The organism is Streptomyces sp. ISL-12, from assembly GCF_018614415.1.
Lineage (GTDB): Bacteria > Actinomycetota > Actinomycetes > Streptomycetales > Streptomycetaceae > Streptomyces.
On record NZ_JAGGOO010000096.1, the window covers coordinates 1 to 21,056 of the forward strand.

Sequence of the window (21,056 nt, forward strand, 5' to 3'; positions counted from 1 at the left end):
GGGGGACCCCCATCGCGTCGACTCCCTCCTCCGCCTTGCAGCCGCACGCACCAGACCCCGCTCACCGGCATGGACAAGTCCCGCCGATGTCCCGCGTCCTGATCCAAACGACAGGCCCTGGTTGCCGGCTGCGGGCGAGGCGCCCCGAAGGGGCGCGGGGAACCGCGCGACAAGCCACGACGGACCCGCAGCCGACATCCGGCACCCCGCGCCCCGCGCCCCGCGCCCCGCACCCGGCCGAACCGGCCTCACAGCCGCCGGTTCGCCAGCACCGAGATCTTCTCCCGCACCGCCCCCACCTCCGCCGGATCCAGGTCGGCCACGACCAGCTCAGGCCCCGCGCCCGCCGCACCCCGCACCGTGCCGTCCGGACCGGCCACCAGGCTGTACCCGATGCCGGTGGGCGCCTTCGGCGGCACCGGCGTGCCGCTCGCCTCCGGGTCGGCCTGGTCGACGGCGGCGACGAACAGCGTGGCGTCCAGCGCGCGGGCCCGCACCAGCAGCTCCCACTGCTCCCGCTTGCCCGGCCCCGCTCCCCAGGACGCGGCCAGCAGCGTCGCGACCGCGCCCGCGTCGGCGTGCGCCCGGAACAGCTCCGGGAAACGGACGTCGTAGCAGGTCGCGAGGCCGAGCCGGACGCCGTCCACATCGATGGTGACGACCCGTGAGCCGGGCGCCACCGTGTCCGACTCGGCGAAGCCGAACGCGTCGTAGAGGTGGATCTTGTCGTAGGACGCCTCGACGCCGGGGCCGGTGGCCAGGAGCGTGTTGGTGACCCGGCCGTCCGGCGCGGGGGTGAACATGCCGGCCACCACGACGGTCTCCGAGGCCGCCGCGATCTTGCGGAGGCCGTCGGCCCAGGGGCCGTCCAGCGGTTCGGCGACCGGCTTCAGCGAGGTGCCGAAGCAGATCATCGACGCCTCCGGGAAGACCACGACCCGCGCGCCGGCCTCGGCGGCCCGCCGCGTCTCCCGCTCGATCAGCTCCAGGTTCCGCGCCGGATCGGTGCCGGTGGTGAGCTGGCTCAGTGCGATACGCATGGGTGCGGTGTCCCTTCGTCGGGGGTACGGCTGTACAGGATGCGGTACGGGTTCACTGTGCGGCGGGCGCGTGGTCCCGCGCCTGCTCCACGAGGGTCGCGTCCTCGTGCTCGGCGGTGTCGGCGTCCCGGCCCAGGGCGAGGCCCACGACCGTGACCACCGCCGTGAGCGCGATGTACCCGGCCAGCGGCACCCAGCTGTCGAAGGCGCCCAGCAGCGCGGTGAACAGCAGCGGCGCCACCGCCCCGCCGATCACCCCGGCCAGCGTGTACGCCAGGGAGGAGCCGGTGTAGCGCAGGCGCGGCGAGAACTGCTCGGCGATGAAGGCGGCCTGGGGACCGTACATCAGGGAGTGCAGGACGAGGGCGACCACGACGCCGAGGGCGAGCAGCGGCCAGGAACCGCCGCCCACCATCGGGAAGAAGACGAACGGCCAGATGCCCGCGCCGACGGCCGACACCCCGTAGACCAGCCGCCGGTTGACCCGGTCGGTGAGGGCGCCGGCCAGCGGGATGAGGACGATCTGGAGGGCGGAGCCGATCAGTACGGCGGTGAGGGCGGAGCCGCGGGACATGTCCAGTTCGTCGGTGGCGTAGGTGAGGACGAAGACGGTGAACATCGCGTACAGCACGTCGGGGGCGACCCGGCTGAGGATGGCGGCGGTCAGCGCCCGGGGCTGGGTGGTGAACACCTCGCGCACCGGCGCCTGCGGCCGGTCCTGCTCGGCCTCCATCGCCTTGAAGACCGGCGTCTCCTCCAGCTTGGCCCGGATCCACAGCCCGAAGCCCACCAGCGCCGCCGACACCAGGAACGCCACCCGCCAGCCCCAGTCGGTGAACTGGTCCTCGGTGAGCAGCGCGCCGAGCGCGGCGAGCACGCCGTTGGCGAGCAGGTTGCCGGCGGGCGGGCCGACCTGGGCGGCGGAGGCGTAGAAGCCGCGCTTCTTCGGGTCGCCGAACTCGCTGGACAGCAGTACCGCGCCGCCCCACTCGCCGCCGACGCCCACGCCCTGCGCGAACCGCAGCAGGACCAGGGCGATGGGGGCGGCCACGCCGATCGTGGAGTAGGCGGGCAGCACGCCGATCAGGAAGGTGGCGGCGCCGATCAGCACCAGCGTGGCGATCAGCACCTTCTTGCGGCCGATGACGTCGCCGAGCCGGCCGAAGACGATGCCGCCCAGCGGCCGGGAGACATAGCCCACGGCGTACGTGGAGAAGGCCAGCAGGGTGCCGGTCAGCGGGTCCTCGGAGGGGAAGAAGAGGTCGCCGAAGACCAGGGCCGCCGCGGCGGAGTAGACGGCGAAGTCGTACCACTCCAGGGCGGTGCCGGTGAGGCTGGCGAAGAAGGCGCGGCGGATGCCGGAACCGTCCGGCCGGGTGTCGTGCATGCTTCCTGTCCTTGCTTCGAGTGCCGTCCAACGTACGTGGACCTTCCGGCATACTTCTTGTATACAGGTCGTATGCGCAAGCCCCTCGCGGCAAGTTAACCCACTCGAAACCCCGAACCCGCCTACGTTTGGAGACCCCATGGCCGTGCTGACCTTCGAGCTGCCCGACGGAACCACCCGCGAGGTGGACGTCCGGCTGCTGCTCAACGCCGGGTACGCCGGGCGCAGCCAGGACGACGTCGCCGCGCACGTCGCCGAGCTGGCGGAGCTGGGCGTGCCCGCGCCGTCCGTCACCCCCGCCCTCTACCCGGTCTCGCCCTACCTCGCGCAGCAGACCACCGCGGTGCCCGCGCAGCACGGCCGGACCTCCGGCGAGGCGGAGTGGGCGCTGGTCGTGGCGGACGGCGGGGAGCTGCTGCTGACCGCCGCCTGCGACCACACCGACCGGGAGCTGGAGGTGCACGGGGTGGCCTGGAGCAAGAACGCGGGCCCGGACGTGCTGGCCCGGCGGGCGTGGCGGCTGGCGGACGTGGAGGAGCGGCTCGACCGGCTGACGCTGCGGGCGTGGGTGGGCCACGGCGGCGAGGAGACGCAGATCCAGAACGGCACGCTGGCCGAGCTGCTGACCCCCGCCTACTGGGCCGGGGTGCTGCGGGAGCGGGGCGAGCTGGTGCCGGGCACGGTGCTGATCTCCGGGACCATCCCGATGGCCGCCGAGGTGGACCAGTTCGCCGACGCCTGGCGGGTGGAGCTGGGCGACCCGGCGACCGGGGACACCATCTCGCTGTCCTACGACGTGGTGCCGATGCCGGCCCCGATCGGGTGAGGCAGCGGCGTCCCGTCGTGGTGGATCGGGGTGTGCGCCCCGGTCAGCGGGACGCCCGTGCCGCCGCGCCGGGCGGCGACGATCTCGGCGGCGATGGACAGCGCCGTCTCCTCGGGGGTGCGGGCGCCGAGGTCGAGGCCGATGGGGGACCTGAGCCGGGCCAGTTCCCGGCGGGTCACCCCGGCCGCGCGCAGCCGCGCCTCACGGTCCAGGTGGGTGCGGCGCGAGCCCATCGCGCCGATGTACGCCACCGGCAGCCGCAGCGCCCGCTCCAGCAGCGGTACGTCGAACTTGGCGTCGTGGGTGAGGACGCACAGGACGGTACGGGCGTCGACGTCCGTCCGCTCCAGGTACGCGTGCGGCCAGGCGACGACGACCTCGTCGGCGTCGGGGAAGCGGGCCTCGGTGGCGAAGACGGGCCGGGCGTCGCAGACGGTGACCCGGTAGCCGAGGAACTTCCCGGCCCGCACCAGCGCGGCGGCGAAGTCGATCGCGCCGAAGACGATCATCCGCGGCGGCGGCACGGAGGACTCCACCAGCACGGTCAGCGGCGCCCCGCACCGGGAGCCCTCCGCGCCTATCTCCACGGTGCCGGTGCGGCCGGCGTCCAGGAAGGCGCCGGCCTCGGCGGCGACCGTGCGGTCCAGTTCGGGGTGGGCGCCGAGGCCGCCGTACCGGGTGCCGTCGGGGCGGACGGCGAGCGCGCGGCCCACCAGGTCCCCGGGGCCGGCGACGACCCGGGCCAGGGCCGCCGCCTCCCCGCGGGCCGCGACGGCGAGCACCGGGCGGACGGGGTCGTCCGCCCGTACCGGCGTGACCAGGATGTCGATGACGCCGCCGCAGGTCAGCCCGACCGCGAAGGCGTCCGCGTCGCTGTACCCGAACCGTTCGACCACGCTCTCGCCGTCCGCCAGCGCCCGCCGGCACAGCTCGTAGACGGCGCCCTCCACACAGCCCCCGGAGACCGACCCGACCGCCGTGCCCTCGGTGTCCACCGCGAGGGCGGCGCCGGGCCGGCGGGGCGCGCTGCCGCTGACGGCCACCACGGTGGCGACGGCGAAGTCGCGTCCCTGCTCGACCCACCGGTGCAGCGGTTCGGCGATGTCCAGCATCTGTCGGTCTCCTCGGGGATCGGGGACGGATGAACGGGTTCCCTGGCTGCGGCTACCGCACGCCCAGCCAGGTCTCGATCGGGGCGAGCGCGAACCAGACGAGGAAGACGCCGGTCAGCACCCACATGAAGGGTCCGGCCTCCCGCGCCCTGCCCCGCGCGGTCTTGATCGCGGTGTACGCGATGACGCCGGCGGCGACCCCGGTCGTGATGGTGTAGGTGAACGGCATCAGCACCACGGTCAGGAAGACCGGCACCGCGCTCGCCCGGTCCGCCCAGTCCACGTGCCGGGCGTGCGCCAGCATCATGGCGCCGATGACCACCAGCGCCGCCGACGCGACCTCCTGCGGCACCAGCGCGGTGAGCGGGGTGAAGAACAGGCACGCCGCGAAGAGGGCGCCGGTGACGACCGAGGCGAGGCCGGTACGGGCGCCCTCGCCGACGCCGGTGGCGGACTCGACGAACACCGTCTGGCCGCTGCCGCCCGCCAGGCCGCCGACCGCTCCCCCGGCGCCGTCGATGAACAGCGCCTTGGACAGGCCCGGCATCCGCCCCTGGTCGTCGGCGAGCTTCGCCTCGGTGCCGACGCCGATGATGGTCGCCATCGCGTCGAAGAACCCGGCGAGGACGAGGGTGAACACGATCACGCCGACGGTCATCGCGCCGGCCTCGCCCCAGCCGCCGAACGCGACGGCGCCGAAGAGCGAGAAGTCCGGCAGGGAGAGCGCGCCGCCGTGCAGCTCGGGGGCGCCGTTCGCCCACTGCCCCGGGTCGACGACCCCGGCGGCGTTGAGCACCGCGGCGGCCACCGTGCCGCCGACGATGCCGATCAGGAGGGCGCCGGGGGTGTTCCGGGCCTGGAGCACGATGATCAGCAGCAGGGTCCCGGCGAAGAGCAGCACCGGCCAGCCGGTGAGCTGCCCCGCCGGGCCGAGGCTGAGCGGGGTGGTCTCGCCCTGGTGGACGAAGCCGGACTTGTAGAGGCCGATGAGGGCGATGAACAGGCCGATCCCCATGGTGATGCCGTGCTTGAGCGGCAGCGGGATCGCGTTCATGATCATCTCACGCAGGCCGGTGACGGCGAGCAGCATGATGACCACGCCGTAGATCACGCACATGCCCATCGCCTGCGGCCAGGTCATCACGGGGGCGACCTGCGAGGCGAGGACGCCGGAGACGGACAGGCCGGCGGCGAGCGCGAGGGGACCTTGCCGACGAGGCCCATCAGCAGGGTGGTGAGGGCCGCCGCGAACGCGGTCGCGGTGATCAGGGCCTTGGCGGCGAGCGTGTTCCCGGCCGCGTCCTCACCGGACAGGATCAGGGGGTTGAGCAGGAGGATGTACGCCATCGCCATGAAGGTGGTGACGCCGCCGCGGATCTCGCGCGCGACGGTCGATCCCCGCCGGGACATGTGGAAGTACCGGTCGAGCCACGACCGTCCGGCCGGGACGCGGGAACCCGCGCCCGCGTCCTCGGCGGTGGTCGTGGGCTCCGCTGACGGGTGGGTCATGGTGCCGTCTCCCGAGTTTCACAGGTACTGGGACGTGTGCGGCCCGGGGGACGGCCCGAGACGAACAGGTGGTCACGTACGGTCGGTGCCGGTGAGGTGTTCCGGCCGTACCGGAGTCCGGTCGAGCGTCAGCCCCGTCGCGTTCCGGATCGCCGCGAGGACGGCCGGGGTGGACGACAGGGTGGGCGCCTCGCCGACGCCGCGCAGCCCGTACGGGGCGTGCTCGTCGGCGAGTTCGAGCACGTCGACCGGGATGGTCGGGGTGTCGAGGATGGTGGGGATCAGGTAGTCCGTGAAGGAGGGGTTCCTGACCTTGGCCGTCTCGGGGTCGACGACGATCTCCTCCATCACGGCGATGCCCAGGCCCTGCGTGGTGCCGCCCTGGATCTGGCCGGCCACGGAGAGCGGGTTGAGCGCCTTGCCGACGTCCTGGGCGCAGGCCAGCTCGACCACCTTCACCAGGCCCAGTTCGGTGTCGACCTCGACGACGGCGCGGTGCGCGGCGAAGGAGTACTGGACATGGCCGTTGCCCTGCCCGGTGCGCAGGTCGAAGGGCTCGGTCGGCCGGTGCCGCCACTCCCGCTCGACCTCCACCACCTCGCCGTCGAGGACCTCCGCCAGGCCGGCCAGCGCCTCGCCGCCGTCGGTGACGACCTTGCCGTCCTCCAGCAGCAGGTCGGCGGTGGCCCACGCGGGGTGGTACGAGCCGAACTTGCGGCGCCCGATCTCCAGCACCTTCTCCCGGACCAGTTCGCAGGCGTTCTTGACCGCGCCGCCGGTGACGTACGTCTGCCGGGACGCGGAGGTCGAACCGGCGCTCCCCACCCGGGTGTCGGCCGGGTGGATCGTCACCTGGGCGACCCCCAGCTCGGTACGGGCGATCTGCGCGTGCACGGTGACACCGCCCTGCCCGACCTCCGCCATGGCCGTGTGCACGGTGGCCACCGGCTCACCGCCGACGACCTCCATCCGCACCCGCGCGGTCGAGTAGTCGTCGAACCCCTCGGAGAAGCCGACGTTCTTGATGCCGACCGCGTACCCGACCCCCCGCACGACGCCTTCCCCGTGGGTGGTGTTGGACAGGCCGCCGGGCAGGTGCCGTACGTCGGTGCCCTCGCTGGACTCCCACTGGCGCTCCGGTGGCATCGGCCTCGCCTTGACGCGGCGCAGCAGTTCGGCGACCGGGGCGGGAGAGTCGACGGGCTGGCCGGTCGGCAGGAGGGTGCCCTGCTCCATGGCGTTGCGCTGCCGGAACTCCACCGGGTCCAGGCCGAGTTCCCTGGCCACCTTGTCCATCTGCGCCTCGTAGGCGAAGCACGCCTGGACCGCGCCGAAGCCGCGCATCGCGCCGCAGGGCGGGTTGTTGGTGTAGAGGGCGACGGCCTCGATGTCGACGTCGTCGACGGCGTACGGTCCGACACCCAGCGAGGCGGCGTTGCCGACGACCGCCGGGGAGGCGGAGGCGTAGGCGCCGCCGTCCAGCACGATCCGGGCCGTGACGTGGGTGAGCCTGCCGTCGCGGGTGGCGCCGTGCTCGTAGGCGAGCTTGGCGGGGTGGCGGTGGACGTGGCCGAAGAAGGACTCGAAACGGTTGTAGACGATCTTCACCGGCTTGCCGGTCCGCAGGGCCAGCAGACAGGCGTGGATCTGCATCGACAGGTCCTCGCGCCCGCCGAACGCGCCGCCGACGCCGGCCAGCGTCATCCGCACCTTGTCCTCGGGCAGGCCGAGCACGGGCGCGATCTGGCGCAGGTCGGAGTGGAGCCACTGGGTGGCGATGTAGAGGTGGACGCCGCCGTCCTCCTCGGGGACGGCGAGGCCGGACTCGGGGCCGAGGAACGCCTGGTCCTGCATGCCGAAGGTGTACTCGCCGGTGACGATCACGTCGGCCCGCGCGCGGGCCGCCGCCACGTCGCCGCGCACGATGGGCTGGCGGTGCACGATGTTGGGGTGCGGGACGTGGCCGGCGTGGTGGTCGGTGCGGTTCTCGTGGATCAGGATCGCGTCCGGGGCGGTCGCGGACGCCTCGTCGGTGACGACCGGCAGTTCCCGGTACTCGACCCTGATCCTGGCGGCGGCCCGGCGGGCGGTCTCCGGGTGGTCGGCGGCGACGATCGCGACCGGTTCGCCGTGGTGGCGGACCCGGCCGTGGGCGAGGACGGGGGTGTCCTGGATCTCCAGGCCGTAGTGGCGTACGCCGGTGGGCAGGTCGTCGTAGGTCATGACGGCGTACACGCCGGGCAGGGCGAGGGCCTGGCTGGTGTCGATGGAGACGATCTCGGCGTGCGCGACCGTGGAGCGCAGGATCTGGCCCCAGAGCATGTCCTCGTGCCACAGGTCGGACGAGTAGGCGAACTCCCCGGTGACCTTGAGGGTGCCGTCCGGGCGGAGCGTGGACTCGCCGATGCCGCCCCTGGTCCCCGAGCCCTGGGTGAGCTTGGTGGGCACGCCGGTGGGGAACGCCATGGTCAGACCCCCTCGGACGCGGAGCGGCGGGCGGCGGCCAGGCGGACCGCGTCCATGATCTTCTCGTAGCCCGTGCAGCGGCACAGGTTGCCCGAGAGCGCCTCGCGGATGTCGGCGTCGTCCGGGTCGGGGTTGCGCTCCAGCATCTCGTCGGCGGCGACCAGCAGACCGGGCGTGCAGAAGCCGCACTGGACGGCGCCGGCGTCGATGAACGCCTGCTGGATCGGGGCGAGCCCGGTGCCGTCCGCCAGGCCCTCGACGGTGACGACCTCGCGGCCCTCCGCCTGTCCGGCGGCGACCAGGCAGGAGCAGACCGGCACGCCGTCCAGGCGGACGGTGCAGGAGCCGCACTCGCCCTGCTCGCAGGCGTTCTTGGAGCCGGGCAGGCCGAGCCGCTCGCGCAGGACGTAGAGGAGGGACTCGCCCTCCCAGACGTCGTCGGCCCGCTGGGGTCGTCCGTTGACGGTGAGGTTGACGCGCATCAGGCGGCCTCTCCTTTCCGTGCGGCGGTGCGGTACGACTCCCAGGTCCAGGTCAGCGTCCGGCGGGCCATGACGCCGACCGCGTGCCGGCGGTAGGCCGCGGTGCCGCGTACGTCGTCGATGGGGTTGCAGGCTGCGGAGCACAACTGGGCGAACTGGCGGGCCACGGCCGGGGTGATGGTCTTCCCCGAGTCCCAGAAGCCGCCCTCCTCCAGTGCCGCGTCGAGGAACTCCTCGGCGGCCGTCGCCCGGACCGGCGTCGGCGCGGCCGAGCCGATGCCCGTGCGCACCGTCCGGGTCTCCGGGTGCAGCGCGAGACCGAACGCGCAGACCGCGATGACCATGGCGTTGCGGGTGCCGACCTTGGAGAACTGCTGCGGTCCGTCCGCCTTCTTCACGTGCACGGCGCGGATCAGCTCGTCGGGCGCGAGCGCGTTGCGCTTCACGCCGGTGTAGAAGTCGTCGATGGGGATCATGCGGGTGCCGCGCACCGAGACGGCCTCGACCTCGGCGCCGGCGGCGAGCAGCGCCGGGTGGGCGTCGCCGGCCGGGGAGGCGGTGCCGAGGTTGCCGCCGACGGAGCCGCGGTTGCGGATCTGCGGCGAGGCGACGGTGTGCGCGGCCAGGGCGAGACCCGGCAGTTCGGCCCGCAGGTACTCCATGATCTTCGTATAGGGGACGGAGGCGCCGAGCCGCACGCTCCGGTCGCCCACCTCCCACTCGCTCAGCTCGGCGACGCGGCCGAGGTCCATCAGGTACTCGGGCCTGCGGTGGTCGAAGTTGATCTCGACCATCACATCGGTGCCTCCCGCGATCGGTACGGCGGTGGGGTGCGCGGCCTTGGCGGCGAGCGCCTCCTCCCAGCCGGCGGGGCGAAGGAAGTCCATGAACGGCTCTCTTCTTCGTCGTGTGGGTCGTACGTGTGGGTCGTACGGATCGAGCCACACCGGGTGCGGCGGTCCGGGCTCGTTCATGCGCTGTTCACGTGGAGTGGCCCCAGTACACAGCCCTGTGCTCCGCCTGTGTCAGTCGCAGAAACCATGAAGGAGTTAGCTGGCCAGGGTGGTCATCTTGTAGATTCGTATGAACAGAGGTCTTCCGTAACCTCCCCGATTTCCTGTGGAAACGCGCGACCCATCGGCGTGACCTGGAACACCCCCTTCGAGACACACGAGACAGAGAACGGCGGCGACTCGAATGCGGCTGCGCGCACTGCTGGACACCGACGCGCTGGGCCTCAAGCTGCTCGGCGGCGAGCACGAGCTGGACCGTGCGGTGCGCGGCGTGATGACCACCGACCTGCGGGACCCGAGCCGCTACCTCTCCGGCGGCGAGCTGGTCCTGACCGGGCTGGCCTGGCGGCGCGACGCCGCGGACTCCGACCCGTTCGTCCACATCCTGGTGCAGAACGGGGTGGCCGCGCTCGCCGCCGGGGAGGCGGAGCTGGGCAGCGTGCCGGAGGACCTGGTGGTGGCGTGCGCCCGGCACCGGCTGCCGCTGTTCGCGGTCCACGAGTCGGTGGCGTTCGCGACGATCACCGAGCACGTGGTGCGACAGGTCTCCGGGGAACGCGCCGGGGACCTCGCGGCCGTCGTCGACCGGCACCGCCGGATGATGACCTCCGGTCCGGCGGGCGGCGGCCCGGACGTCGTCCTGGAACTGCTCGGCACCGACCTGGACCTGCGGGCCTGGGTGCTGTCGCCGACCGGACGGCAGGTCGCGGGCGCGAAGACGGCGGGGTCCGCGCTCCCCGGCGAGGTGCGCGCGCGGCTCGCGGCGGAGCACCTGGCGGCCACGCGCGCCGGGCGGCGCGCTCCGCACCGCGTACAGGTCGGCCCGACCGCGTACAGCCTCTTCCCGGTACGCGGTGGCGGGCCCCGGCCCGGCCGGGCTCCGCAGGACGCCCCCGACGCACGGGAGGCGGTGCTGTCCGAGTGGCTGCTGGCCGTCGAGGCGGACGCCGGGGACTGGGCGGAGGAGCGGCTCGACCTGCTGCACGGCGTCACCCAGCTGATAGCCGTCGAACGGGACCGCCGGGAGGCCGCCCGCACGGTCCGGCGGCGCCTGGCGCAGGAGATCCTCGAACTGGTCCAGTCGGGCGCCGCGCCCGCCGAGATCGCGGCCCGGCTGCGGGTCGCGGCGCCGGTACTGCTGCCGGGCCTCGGCGCCGCCCCGCACTGGCAGGTGGTCGTGGCGCGGGTGGAGTGGGAGGGTCCGGCCGGGCCGGAGAGCGGCACCGGCGCGCTCGCCCAGGCACTGCTGGAGGAGATCCTGGTCGACCCGCGTGTCCCCGGGCCCGAGCACTCCGACCGGATCGCCGTCGCGCACGTCGGCGACGAGGCCGTCGCCCTCGTACCGCTGCCGGCGGTCGCCCGGGAGCACGACGGCGGCGAGGCGGGCGTCGTCGCCGAAGCGCTCCTCGATGCCGTACGGGAACCCCTGTCGGCCGGGCTGGACGACGACGGGCGGGTCACGGTCGGGGTGAGCGCGGCCGTGCACTCGGCGGAGGGGCTGCGCGGCGCGCTGGAGGAGGCGCGGCACGCCCGGCGGGTGGCGGCGGCGCGGCCCGGCCGGGTCTGCGCGGCCGGCCACCAGGAACTCGCCTCGCACGTACTCCTCCTCCCCTTCGTCCCCGACGACGTGCGCCGGGCCTTCACCGCCCGGCTCCTGGACCCCCTGCGGGAGTACGACCGGCGCCACCGCGCCGAGCTGATCCCGACGCTGGAGGCGTTCCTGGCGTCGGACGGTTCCTGGACGCGCTGCGCGGCCCGGCTGCACCTGCACGTCAACACGCTGCGGTACCGCGTCGGGCGGATCGAGCAGTTGACGGTACGTGACCTGTCGCGCCTGGAGGACAAGCTGGATTTCTTCCTGGCACTGCGGATGAGCTGACCGGCCGGGCCGAACCGCCCACCCCGGAGTCCCACGACTTTGTGAAATCCTTCACCCACCCTCTTGGCCGGGCCCCTCGTTCCGTGCTGAGATGCGGCCACCACTCGGGCTCGACGGCGTGCTAGGGAGGGCAACGTGGCGCACTCCGCCATGTCCGGTACGGGATCCACCGCCAGTGACGATCCGCTCGGGACCGCCGTGTGGCGGCTGCGCTCACGGGCCTGCTGGGCCGACGCGGCCGCCCTGTTGCAGCCGGTCACCCCCGCCTCCGCGCTCCAGCGGGCCGCGCTGCTGGTGGAGCGGTGCCTGTACACCGAGCAGGGCTGGGCGGAGGCGGAGGACGCGCTGCGCACGGCGGAGGCGCTGGCGGACAGCGACGACGAGCGCGGGGCCGCCGCCTGCGAACGCGGACAGCTCGCGTACGCGGCGACGCTGCACGGGGTGCGGGACCGGGCCGACGAGGCGCGGGCTGCGCTGGGCCGGGCGGCGGCGCTGATCGCGCCCGGCGCGCCGGGGCGGGCCCTCCTCGACTTCCGGCGCGGACTGCTCGCGGAGAACCTGACCGGCTCTCCGCAGGCCGCGCGGGCCGCCTACCGGCGGGCGCACGCCGGGGCCACCGCGCACGCCGATCCGCTGCTGCTGTCGTTCACCTGGCGGCACCTGGCCGGGCTGGCCCTGCGGGACGGTGAACTGGCCGAGGCCCGGCACGGTTTCACCGAGTCCCTGCGGATCCGGGAGGAGCTGGGGTACCTCGTCGGCACGGCCCCGGCGCTGGCCTCCCTGGCGGAGACGGAACCGGAACCGGAGGCGTCCCGCCTGCGCGAGGAGGCCCGCCGCCTGTTCCGCCTCCTCGGCGGCGTCCCGACCTGGCTGGCCCAGCAACTGAGCCCCCCGGCGCCGGGGGCGGCCACGGCTTGACGCGCGGGGCGGCGTGGCTCACGGGGCGGCGTGGCTCACGGGGGCGGCGCCTCTCACGGCCCGTGGTGCCTCTCCGGGGGCCCTCACGGGAGCGCCGGCCGGTCGCGGGCGCGGTGTGCCCCTCGCGGGCGCGGTGCGCCTCACCGGGAGGGTGCGCCTCACCGGGGGCGCACCACGGGGCGTCGGCCGGGCACGGGCGCGGTGCACCGCACAGGGAGCAGCACCCCTTCCGGGCGGGGTACGCCTCACGAGGGCAGCGCCTCTCACGAGCGCGGCGCCCCCCACGGGGACAGTGCGCCTATCGGGGGCGTCGGCCGGGCACGGGCGCGATGCACGCACAGGGAGCAGCACCCCTTGGGAGCGGGGCACGCCTCACGAGGGCAGCGCCTCTCACGAGCGCGGTGGGGCGCCTCACGAGGGGGCACCTCTCACGGGCGCGGCGCCCCACACAGGCCGCCCACAAGGGCGGTGTCCCTCAAGGCGCGGCGACCCTCACGGCGGCGTCGGCCGTCGTGCAGCCGTGCCGGCCCATTCCGCCTCCCAGGCGGCCAGGTTGCGCCGCTGGAGCAGCAGGGCCCCGACGCCGTACGCCGCGGCGCCGGTGCCGGCGACGGCCAGGGCGGCGACCAGGGCCCAGCCCGCGGTGCGGCTGCGGATCTCGTCCGTGGACATCGGCGGTTCGGTGAGCCGCCCGTCCGCGGTGACCCAGACCGGGACCGTGCTCCGCGCGGGCAGCCCCGGTTCGACGGCGGTCCGGGCGGTCCGCGTACCGCCGTCCAAACCCACGTAGCGGACCTCGGCCTGGACCGGGCGGGGCGCCGGGGAGCGCGGGGCGGCGTCGACGAGGACGGCCGTGGTGCGGTGCCGGACGCGTTCCTGGTGCTCGGCGGTGGCGCTGAAGTGCCGGTGGGCGCGGTCGGCCGCCCAGGTCATGGCCGGAGGCAGGGCCGCCGGCACGACGAGCAGCAGGGCGAGGCCCAGCCCGGTCCGGAGCCGGTCGGTACGGCGCCGCAGCGGGTTGCGCCACCGGCGCCACAACGGGACGTACGGGCTCTTCAGGGGGCGCGGGGTGTACGGGCTGTTCGGGGTGTCCGAAGTATTGCTGGTGTCCGGGGTGCCCGGGGTTTCCGGGGTGTCCGGGGTGTCCGGGGTGCCCGGGGTGTTCGGGGCAAGGGGGCGGTGGGGGTCACCGGCCACGGTTCCTCCTCGCGGGGGCGTCGCGCCGGCACCGGGGCTGGTCCCGGACACCGGCGCCGGTACGGGGCGGGCAGGGCGGCGCGCGTCGGCGGCCCGCGCACCCTCCAGCGTGACCGGCCCGGCCCCGCCCGCCCATCGGGCGCGGGCCCCATTCGGCCCGGTACGCGGCATCCACGGCGGGACGCGCCGCGGTGCACGGCGCACGGCGGACTCCGGTCCCACTGGGCGGACGACCGCCGTCGCGCCGGTCGGTGACACCCCGTCGGAGGACGTCCTCAGACCGGCCCGCCGAGCCCGCCCGCTCCGCCCTCCGTCGCGAAGTGCTCCCCCACCAGGGTCCGCACCAGGTCCCGGTCCCCGGCGATCAGCGCGTCCAGCAGCGCCGTGTGCTGGTGCGCGTCGGCGATCAGGTCGGCCCGGCCGCGCGGGGCGGGGCCGCCGGCCGGCGGCCACTGCGCCCGGCGGTGCAGGTCCTCGGCGATCCGGACGAGCTGCTCGTTGCCGGCCAGCGCCAGCACCGCGCGGTGGAAGGCGCGGTCGGCCTCGGCATAGCCGGCGCGGGTGCCCGAGGAGGCGGCCCGGACGGTCGCCTCGGCCAGCGGGCGCAGCTCCGCCCAGCGTTCGGCGGGCACCGTGCGGGACAGCCGCAGCAGGACCGGGGCCTCGAGCAGCGCGCGGATCTCGGCCAGTTCGGCCAGTTCGCGGGCGCCCCGCTCGACGACCCGGAAGCCCCGGTTCGGCACGACCTCGACGGCGCCCTCCTGCGCGAGCTGCTGCATCGCCTCCCGCACGGGGGTGGCCGACACTCCGAACCGCTCGCCGAGCGCGGGCGCCGAGTAGACCTCTCCGGGCCGCAGCTCGCCCGCGGCCAGCGCGGTGCGCAGGGCGTCCAGGACCTGCCCGCGCACGGAGGACCGCTGGACGAGGGGCCGGGGACGCGGGCGGGGCAGCGGCGTCTCGGCGTGCGTGTGCTCACCGCGTACGGCGGCCGGCCCCGGCATCCGGGCCGCCTGCGCCGGCCGTACGGCGGGGGTCCCCGTCTCGGCGGAGCTCTGCGCGCCCTCCCTCACGGGGTCCACGGGGTCCTCCTGGGGACGTGTCGGTACTTGAGGTCATTACGGCGGGTTGTCACTCGTCCGTCAAGCACCCTAGGGGTACATCACGCCAGTTCAAATCCGGAGGATCATGGGTAAGGTTAGGCTTACCTGTAGATAGCCCGTTCGACCGACGTGGATCGGTGGTTCCGCATGCCCGTGCCCCGTTCGTCCGTCGCGGACGCCTACGCCCGCCTGTCCGAGGTGCTGCCCTCGTTCGCCGCCGTGGAGCAGGCCCCCGGGGAGCCGCTGCCCGAGGGCGGGGGCTGGGTCACGGCCGCCGCGCTCGCGGAGGGCGGGACCGCCCTGGACGCGTTCCTGGCCTGGGACGAGGCACAGGTGGTACGGGACTACGGGCAGCGGGCGCGGCCGGACGTGGTCGCCACCTTCGGTCTGCACCGGTACGCCTGGCCGGCCTGTCTGCTGATCACGGTGCCCTGGTTCCTGCACTGCCGGGTCCCCCGCCTGCCCGTGACGCGCGTCGCCTACGACCGCACCGCCGAGGAGCTGCCGCTGGGCCGCATGGCCGTCCGCCCGGACGGCTTCGCCTGCCTGCCCGGCGACCCGGCCGCCGCGCTGCCCGGCGCCCGCGTCGTCGCCGACGAGGAGGCGCTGCGGGCCGAGGTGCGGGCCTCGGTCGCGGACCACCTGACACCGCTGCTGGCCGGTTTCGGCCCCCGGATGCGCCGGCGCGGCCGGGCCCTGTGGGGCATGGCGACCGACGAGGTCGTGGAGGGCCTGTGGTACGTCGCCCATCTGCTCGGCGAGCGCGACCGGGCCCGCCGCGAACTGGAGCTGCTGCTGCCGGGGGCGACCCGGCCGTACGTCGGCACGGCGGCGTTCCGGGAGCTGACCGGACCGAACGGCGAGTCGCTGCCCACCCGGGACCGGGCGAGCTGCTGCATGTTCTACACCCTGCGCCCCGAGGACACCTGCGCCGCCTGCCCGCGCACCCCCGAGGCGGACCGCGTCGGCAAGCTCCTCGCCGAAGCGGGCTGACGCCGCCTCCGCCGGGCCCGGCGGGCACCCCGTCGGACACGGGCGCACCGGCCGTCGCTTAAGATCGTCCGCGCGGGTGACACCCGTACCGCCACGCCCATTCACACCTTCCTCATGGGTTGCAGGAAGTTTCCACGGAACCACCCGTGCGGGTATTCTTGTTCGAACTCAACTCTCGCCCCTCCAGCGCCAGTTCGAGCCAGACGCCGCCCCGGACCGTCCCCACGCACTCCCTTGGCGGCCTCTTGCCCCGAAAACCCTTGAGGGCAGGCGGAGTTGGGCCACTATGGCGGGCGTTACGCCCTATCCCAATGCAAGGGACCCCTAGATGAGACTGACCGACATATCGCTGAACTGGCTGCTTCCGGGCGCCGTACTGCTCCTGGGCATGCTTGCGGCGGTGGCGGTGCTCGCGCGCGGCAAGCGCTCCTCGGGGAAGGACGCGAGCGCGGACGACTCGTGGGAGCGGGCCGAGGAGCGTCGCAGGCGCAAGGAGGCCCTGTACGGCACCTTCTCCTACATCCTCCTCTTCTGCTGTGCCGCGGTCGCGGCGGCGCTCTCCTTCCACGGTCTGGTCGGGTTCGGCGAGCAGAACCTCGGTCTGAGCGGCGGCTGGCAGTACCTGGTCCCGTTCGGCCTCGACGGTGCGGCGATGTTCTGCTCCGTCCTCGCGGTCCGCGAGGCCAGCCACGGTGACGCGGCGCTCGGCTCCCGCATACTCGTGTGGACGTTCGCGCTGGCGGCGGCCTGGTTCAACTGGGTGCACGCCCCCCGGGGCGCGGGCCACGCGGGCGCCCCGCACTTCTTCGCGGGCATGTCCCTGTCGGCGGCGGTGCTGTTCGACCGGGCGCTGAAGCAGACCCGCCGGGCCGCGCTGCGCGAGCAGGGCCTCGTGCCCCGTCCGCTGCCGCAGATCCGTATCGTCCGCTGGCTGCGCGCTCCCCGGGAGACCTACGGCGCCTGGTCGCTGATGCTCCTGGAGGGCGTGCGCAGCCTGGACGAGGCGGTCGAGGAGGTGCGCGACGACAAGCGCAAGAAGGACGAGGAGAAGCGGCGCCAGCGCGAGCACGGCCGCCTGGAGCGGGCGCAGCTGAAGGCGATCAGCCGGGGCCACCGCGGCTTCCCCGGCCGTGGCGGACGCCAGGTCGAGGTCGAGGTGCAGGCCGTGGAGCGGGGCTCCGATCAAGCCTCCGCGGAGCCTGCCATAGCGCCTTTGGAGCAACTGCCCGCACGCCGCCTTCCCTCGTTGCAGCCCGTACGCGGCGCGAGTGACCCGGTCACCGTGGACCTCACCGCGGAGGACGACACCCAGGCGCTGCCGCGGCTGGACTCCCTGGAGCGCAAGCTCAAGGACCTTGAGCAGCAGTTCGGTTAGACACCGGGACACCGGGACGCCGGTGCGCCGGTGCCGAAGGGGCGTGGCCTGCGGGCCACGCCCCTTCGGCGTTCCCGCCGCCTTGGGGACTCAGGCAGGCCCGGCGTCCAGTTCGAACCACACCGACTTCCCCACGGCGTGCGCCCGCACCCCCCAGGCGTCGGCGAGGGACTGGACCAGCAGCAGGCCCCGGCCGCTGGTGCTGTCGCCGGCGTCCACGGCGCGCGGCCGGGGCCACCGGGACACCAAGTCCCGTACCTCCACCCGCAGCGCCCGGGGGCCCACGGTGGCGGTCAGGACGGCATCGCGGTCGGTGTGGACCAGCGCGTTGGTGACCAGTTCGCTGGCGAGCAGTTCCGCGACCTCCGACCGGTCCGGCCGCCCCCAGTGCCGCAGCAGCTCCCGCAGCGCCCGGCGCGCTTCGGGGACCGCCCCCAGGTCGCACCGCCGGAGCCGGCACCTGATCCGAGACGCCCCGTCCATTGCGTCGCCGGCCTTCTCGCCGACCTGCTCGCCGTTCTTCCCGCCGGCCTGCTCGCCGCTCTCCCCGCCGTTCTTCCCGCCGGCCTTGTCGTCGTTCTCTTCCGCCGCTTCGTCCACCGGGCGGGTCCCCACCGCCACGGGCCCGCCCCTGTGCGCCTGCCGCTCCATGTCCCCCGCCCGCGTTCCGGTACCGCTCTTCCCTCGCACTCGAACACGTTCACGAGATTCCATGCCCAGTGGCGGGCCGGGCAGTCATCCGGACCCCCCGGTGACCGGCCGTATCCGGTGTTCGGCCAGGAAATGGCCGAACACCATTGCTCGCGGGGACCGCTGGCCTAAGGACGCGGCAGGTTGCGCAGGTTGGAGCGGGCCATCTGGAGCATGCGGCCGACGCCGCCGTCCAGGACGATCTTGGAGGCGGACAGGGCGAACCCGGTCACCATGTCGGCGCTGATCTTCGGCGGGATGGACAGGGCGTTGGGGTCGGTGACGACGTCGACGAGGGCCGGGCCCTTGTGCTTGAACGCCGCCTTCAGGGCGCCCGCGAGGTCCTTGGGCTTCTCCACCCGCACCCCGTAGGCGCCGCAGGCCTCGGCGACGGCGGCGAAGTCGGGGTTCTTGTTGGCCGTGCCGTGCGAGGGCAGCCCGGCGACCAGCATCTCCAACTCCACCATCCCCAGCGAGGAGTTGTCGAACAGCACGACCTTCACCGGCAGGTCGTACTGGACGAGGGTGAGGAAGTCGCCCATCAGCATGGAGAACCCGCCGTCGCCGGACATCGACACGACCTGCCGCTTGCGGTCAGTGAACTGGGCCCCGATCGCCATCGGCAGCGCGTTGGCCATCGAGCCGTGCGAGAACGATCCGATGATCCGGCGCCGCCCGTTGGGCGAGATGTACCGGGCGCCCCAGACGTTGCACATCCCGGTGTCGATGGTGAACACCGCGTCGTCGTCGGCGACCTCGTCCAGTACGGCGGCCACGTACTCCGGGTGGATCGGTACGTGCTTGTCGACCTTGCGGGTGTACGCCTTGACCACGCCCTCCAGGGCGTCCGCGTGCTTCTTCAGCATCCGGTCGAGGAACTTGCGGTTCTTCTTCTCCCTGACCCGCGGGATCAGACACCGCAGGGTCTCCCGCGCGTCGCCCCACACCGCCAGGTCCAGCTTGGACCGGCGGCCCAGGTGCTCCGGCCGGACGTCGATCTGGGCGATCCTGACGTCGTCGGGCAGGAAGGCGTTGTACGGGAAGTCCGTGCCGAGCAGGATCAGCAGGTCGCACTCGTGGGTGGCCTCGTAGGCGGCGCCGTACCCGAGCAGACCGCTCATCCCGACGTCGTACGGATTGTCGTACTGGATCCATTCCTTGCCGCGCAGGGCGTGCCCGACCGGGCTCTTGATCTTCCCGGCGAACTCCATCACCTCGGCGTGCGCGCCCGCCGTGCCGCTGCCGCAGAAGAGGGTGACCTTGTCGGCGTCGTCGATCAGCTTCACCAGCCGGTCGATCACCTCGTCGCCGGGACGGACGGTGGGCCGGGAGGTGACGAGGGCGGTCTCGACGGCGGCCTCGGGGGCCGGCTCGCCGGCGATGTCACCGGGCAGGGTGACGACGCTGACGCCGGAACGGCCGACGGCGTTCTGGATGGCGGTGTCCAGCAGCCGGGGCATCTGCTTCGGGCTGGAGACCATCTCGCAGTAGTGGCTGCACTCGCGGAAGAGGTGGTCGGGGTGGGTCTCCTGGAAGTAGCCGAGGCCGATCTCGCTGGAGGGGATGTGCGAGGCCAGGGCGAGCACGGGGGCCATGGAGCGGTGGGCGTCGTACAGGCCGTTGATCAGGTGCAGGTTGCCGGGGCCGCAGGAACCGGCGCAGGCGGCGAGCTTGCCGGTGATCTGCGCCTCGGCGCCGGCCGCGAAGGCGGCGGTCTCCTCGTGCCGTACGTGCACCCAGTCGATGCCGGAGTGGCGGCGCACGGCGTCCACGACCGGGTTGAGGCTGTCGCCGACGACGCCGTAGAGGCGTTCCACTCCGGCGCGGACGAGGATGTCGACGAACTGTTCGGCGACGTTCTTCTGTTTGGCCATGCTGTCCATGTAGGCACAAAGGCCCCGTTCATGCCTCCCACACGGCGGCGGCCGTACGGTCGTCGGCGTACCCCTTGACCCGGGTGCCGGCGTCGGCCAGGAAGCCGGCCAGGCCGGGCGGGGTGCGGCCGGACCACCGTCCGGCAAGGTGGTCGCGGAGGGCGGCCTCGCCCCGCAGGGGGTCCGCCAGACCCTCGGTGCACAGCAGCAGCACATCACCCGGGCGGGCGACGGAGGCCCGGAACCGGAAGGGCCGGCGGGACGGCCCGGCGCCCGGCTCGCCGTGCGGGCCCGGCGGCGCGGTGATGCCGAGGTCCATGGTGAGCCGGTCGCCGTCGGGGATCTCGGGGGCCGCCCCGGCGGGGGGCGAACCGAACCCGACCACGGGTTCGCCGGCGAGGTCGGCGGGCCGGGGCTCTATGTCCTGCCAGGTCCCGTCCCGCAGCCGGAGCAGCCCGCCCGCGCCGACGCCGAAGAACACCCGGGTACGGCAGCCGGGGTCGGCGGGCAGCAGCAGACAGCGCAGTCCGGCCGCGTACTCCTCCGGCGTCAGGCCCTGCTCGGTGGCGCTGGCCCGGAGCCGGCCCAGGGAGCGGTCGGTGAGGCGGCGCAGTCCGGACTTCAGCTCACCGCGGCGGGCGGCCCGCAGGTCCTCGGCCAGCCGGACGTGGCTGCGGCCCACGGCCCGGCCGATCCAGCGGCACAGCTCGGCGGCGGCGCGGTGGGCGCCGGTCGCGGCACGGGCACCGGTGGCCATCGCGACCAGGACCAGGGCGTCGTCGCCCGTCCCGAAGCGGGCGGTGAGCAGCGCGTCGCGGCGCGGGTCCCCCCGGTAGCGCGCGGAGTCCCCGCGCACGGACAGCGCCCGCAGCGTGCAGGACCCGTACCGGGCGCCGTCCAGCACGGTGTCGGCGACCAGGTCACCGAGGGCGTCCGGGTCGGCGGGCGGCAGGGCGGCGGGCTCGGGGTCGTAGGTGGGCGGGCCCACACCCACGTACTCCGCTTCCCCTGCGGAGGGGCGGTCGGGACGCCGGGGGCGACCGGGCCGACGGAGCCGGCCGGTCTGGCCGGACGCCGGGCCCGCGGGAGTCGGTGGCACCCCGTCCGTCGCGGCTCGGGGCTCGATGGCCGCGGGGGGCGTGTCGTCGCGGTGGGCCGGGGGCCAGTTCGCGGGGAGCGGGGGTGGGGGTGAGGT

General features: G+C 74.2%; 16 protein-coding genes and 1 pseudogene. 5 read left to right on the forward strand and 12 right to left on the reverse strand.

The features are described 5' to 3' along the window. Positions 1-248: 248 nt before the first annotated feature. Complete coding sequence (locus J7I94_RS25170) at positions 249-1,040, reverse strand: carbon-nitrogen hydrolase family protein (RefSeq protein WP_215170315.1); 792 nt, start codon at positions 1,038-1,040, stop codon at positions 249-251. Positions 1,041-1,092: 52 nt separating this feature from the next. Further along, entirely contained in the window at positions 1,093-2,427 is a 1,335-nt protein-coding gene (locus J7I94_RS25175; RefSeq protein WP_215170317.1) for an MFS transporter, read from the reverse strand. 139 nt (positions 2,428-2,566) lie between these two features. Here J7I94_RS25175 and J7I94_RS25180 point away from each other — a divergent pair, with 139 nt between their 5' ends. Then, positions 2,567-3,253, forward strand: a complete 687-nt coding sequence (locus J7I94_RS25180; protein WP_215170319.1) for a DUF2848 domain-containing protein — start codon at positions 2,567-2,569, stop codon at positions 3,251-3,253. On the opposite strand, the gene J7I94_RS25185 is transcribed toward J7I94_RS25180, so the two are convergent. From J7I94_RS25185 to J7I94_RS25205, 5 genes and pseudogenes are all read right to left on the reverse strand, one after another. Next, complete coding sequence (locus J7I94_RS25185) at positions 3,217-4,365, reverse strand: XdhC family protein (RefSeq protein ID WP_215170321.1); 1,149 nt, start codon at positions 4,363-4,365, stop codon at positions 3,217-3,219. The genes J7I94_RS25180 and J7I94_RS25185 overlap by 37 nt on opposite strands. Positions 4,366-4,417: 52 nt before the next feature. After that, positions 4,418-5,874 (reverse strand): annotated as a pseudogene (locus J7I94_RS25190) (NCS2 family permease). A 72-nt stretch (positions 5,875-5,946) separates the two neighbouring features. Then, on the reverse strand, positions 5,947-8,340 hold the full coding sequence (locus J7I94_RS25195) for a xanthine dehydrogenase family protein molybdopterin-binding subunit (protein WP_215170323.1): 2,394 nt from the start codon (positions 8,338-8,340) through the stop codon (positions 5,947-5,949). 2 nt (positions 8,341-8,342) lie between these two features. Next, the gene (locus J7I94_RS25200) at positions 8,343-8,822 is read right to left on the reverse strand and encodes a (2Fe-2S)-binding protein (protein ID WP_215170325.1); all 480 of its coding nucleotides are present in this window, start codon (positions 8,820-8,822) and stop codon (positions 8,343-8,345) included. Further along, positions 8,822-9,709 carry a xanthine dehydrogenase family protein subunit M gene (locus tag J7I94_RS25205; protein ID WP_215170326.1) on the reverse strand — a complete coding sequence of 296 codons (888 nt, stop codon included), beginning with the start codon at positions 9,707-9,709 and terminating at the stop codon, positions 8,822-8,824. The genes J7I94_RS25200 and J7I94_RS25205 overlap by 1 nt, the downstream gene beginning before the upstream one ends. A gap of 310 nt (positions 9,710-10,019) precedes the next feature. Here J7I94_RS25205 and J7I94_RS25210 point away from each other — a divergent pair, with 310 nt between their 5' ends. Together J7I94_RS25210 and J7I94_RS25215 are read left to right on the forward strand one after the other, a co-directional pair. Further along, positions 10,020-11,714: a PucR family transcriptional regulator ligand-binding domain-containing protein gene (locus J7I94_RS25210; RefSeq protein ID WP_215170328.1), complete on the forward strand. Its 1,695-nt coding sequence runs from the start codon at positions 10,020-10,022 to the stop codon at positions 11,712-11,714. A 135-nt stretch (positions 11,715-11,849) separates the two neighbouring features. Next, positions 11,850-12,632, forward strand: a complete 783-nt coding sequence (locus J7I94_RS25215; RefSeq protein ID WP_215170330.1) for a hypothetical protein — start codon at positions 11,850-11,852, stop codon at positions 12,630-12,632. 492 nt (positions 12,633-13,124) lie between these two features. Here the strand turns inward: J7I94_RS25215 and J7I94_RS25220 are convergent, their stop codons facing one another. Together J7I94_RS25220 and J7I94_RS25225 are read right to left on the reverse strand one after the other, a co-directional pair. Beyond that, positions 13,125-13,829, reverse strand: a complete 705-nt coding sequence (locus J7I94_RS25220) for a hypothetical protein (RefSeq protein ID WP_308114693.1) — start codon at positions 13,827-13,829, stop codon at positions 13,125-13,127. Positions 13,830-14,104: 275 nt separating this feature from the next. Continuing rightward, on the reverse strand, positions 14,105-14,899 hold the full coding sequence (locus J7I94_RS25225; RefSeq protein ID WP_308114694.1) for a GntR family transcriptional regulator: 795 nt from the start codon (positions 14,897-14,899) through the stop codon (positions 14,105-14,107). A 177-nt stretch (positions 14,900-15,076) separates the two neighbouring features. Here J7I94_RS25225 and J7I94_RS25230 point away from each other — a divergent pair, with 177 nt between their 5' ends. Together J7I94_RS25230 and J7I94_RS25235 are read left to right on the forward strand one after the other, a co-directional pair. Next, positions 15,077-15,922 carry a (2Fe-2S)-binding protein gene (locus J7I94_RS25230; RefSeq protein WP_215170331.1) on the forward strand — a complete coding sequence of 282 codons (846 nt, stop codon included), beginning with the start codon at positions 15,077-15,079 and terminating at the stop codon, positions 15,920-15,922. Between the two features lie 328 nt (positions 15,923-16,250). Further along, on the forward strand, positions 16,251-17,297 hold the full coding sequence (locus J7I94_RS25235) for a DUF2637 domain-containing protein (RefSeq protein WP_215170333.1): 1,047 nt from the start codon (positions 16,251-16,253) through the stop codon (positions 17,295-17,297). Between the two features lie 90 nt (positions 17,298-17,387). Here J7I94_RS25235 and J7I94_RS25240 read toward each other — a convergent pair whose 3' ends face one another. The 3 genes from J7I94_RS25240 to J7I94_RS25250 all read right to left on the reverse strand — a co-directional run. Further along, entirely contained in the window at positions 17,388-17,780 is a 393-nt protein-coding gene (locus J7I94_RS25240) for an ATP-binding protein (RefSeq protein ID WP_251075709.1), read from the reverse strand. A gap of 335 nt (positions 17,781-18,115) precedes the next feature. Continuing rightward, positions 18,116-19,861, reverse strand: coding sequence for a pyruvate dehydrogenase (locus tag J7I94_RS25245; RefSeq protein ID WP_215170335.1), 1,746 nt, complete (start codon positions 19,859-19,861; stop codon positions 18,116-18,118). A gap of 28 nt (positions 19,862-19,889) precedes the next feature. Further along, the coding region (locus J7I94_RS25250) for a protein phosphatase 2C domain-containing protein (RefSeq protein ID WP_374198415.1) at positions 19,890-21,056 on the reverse strand (1,167 nt) is incomplete at its 5' end.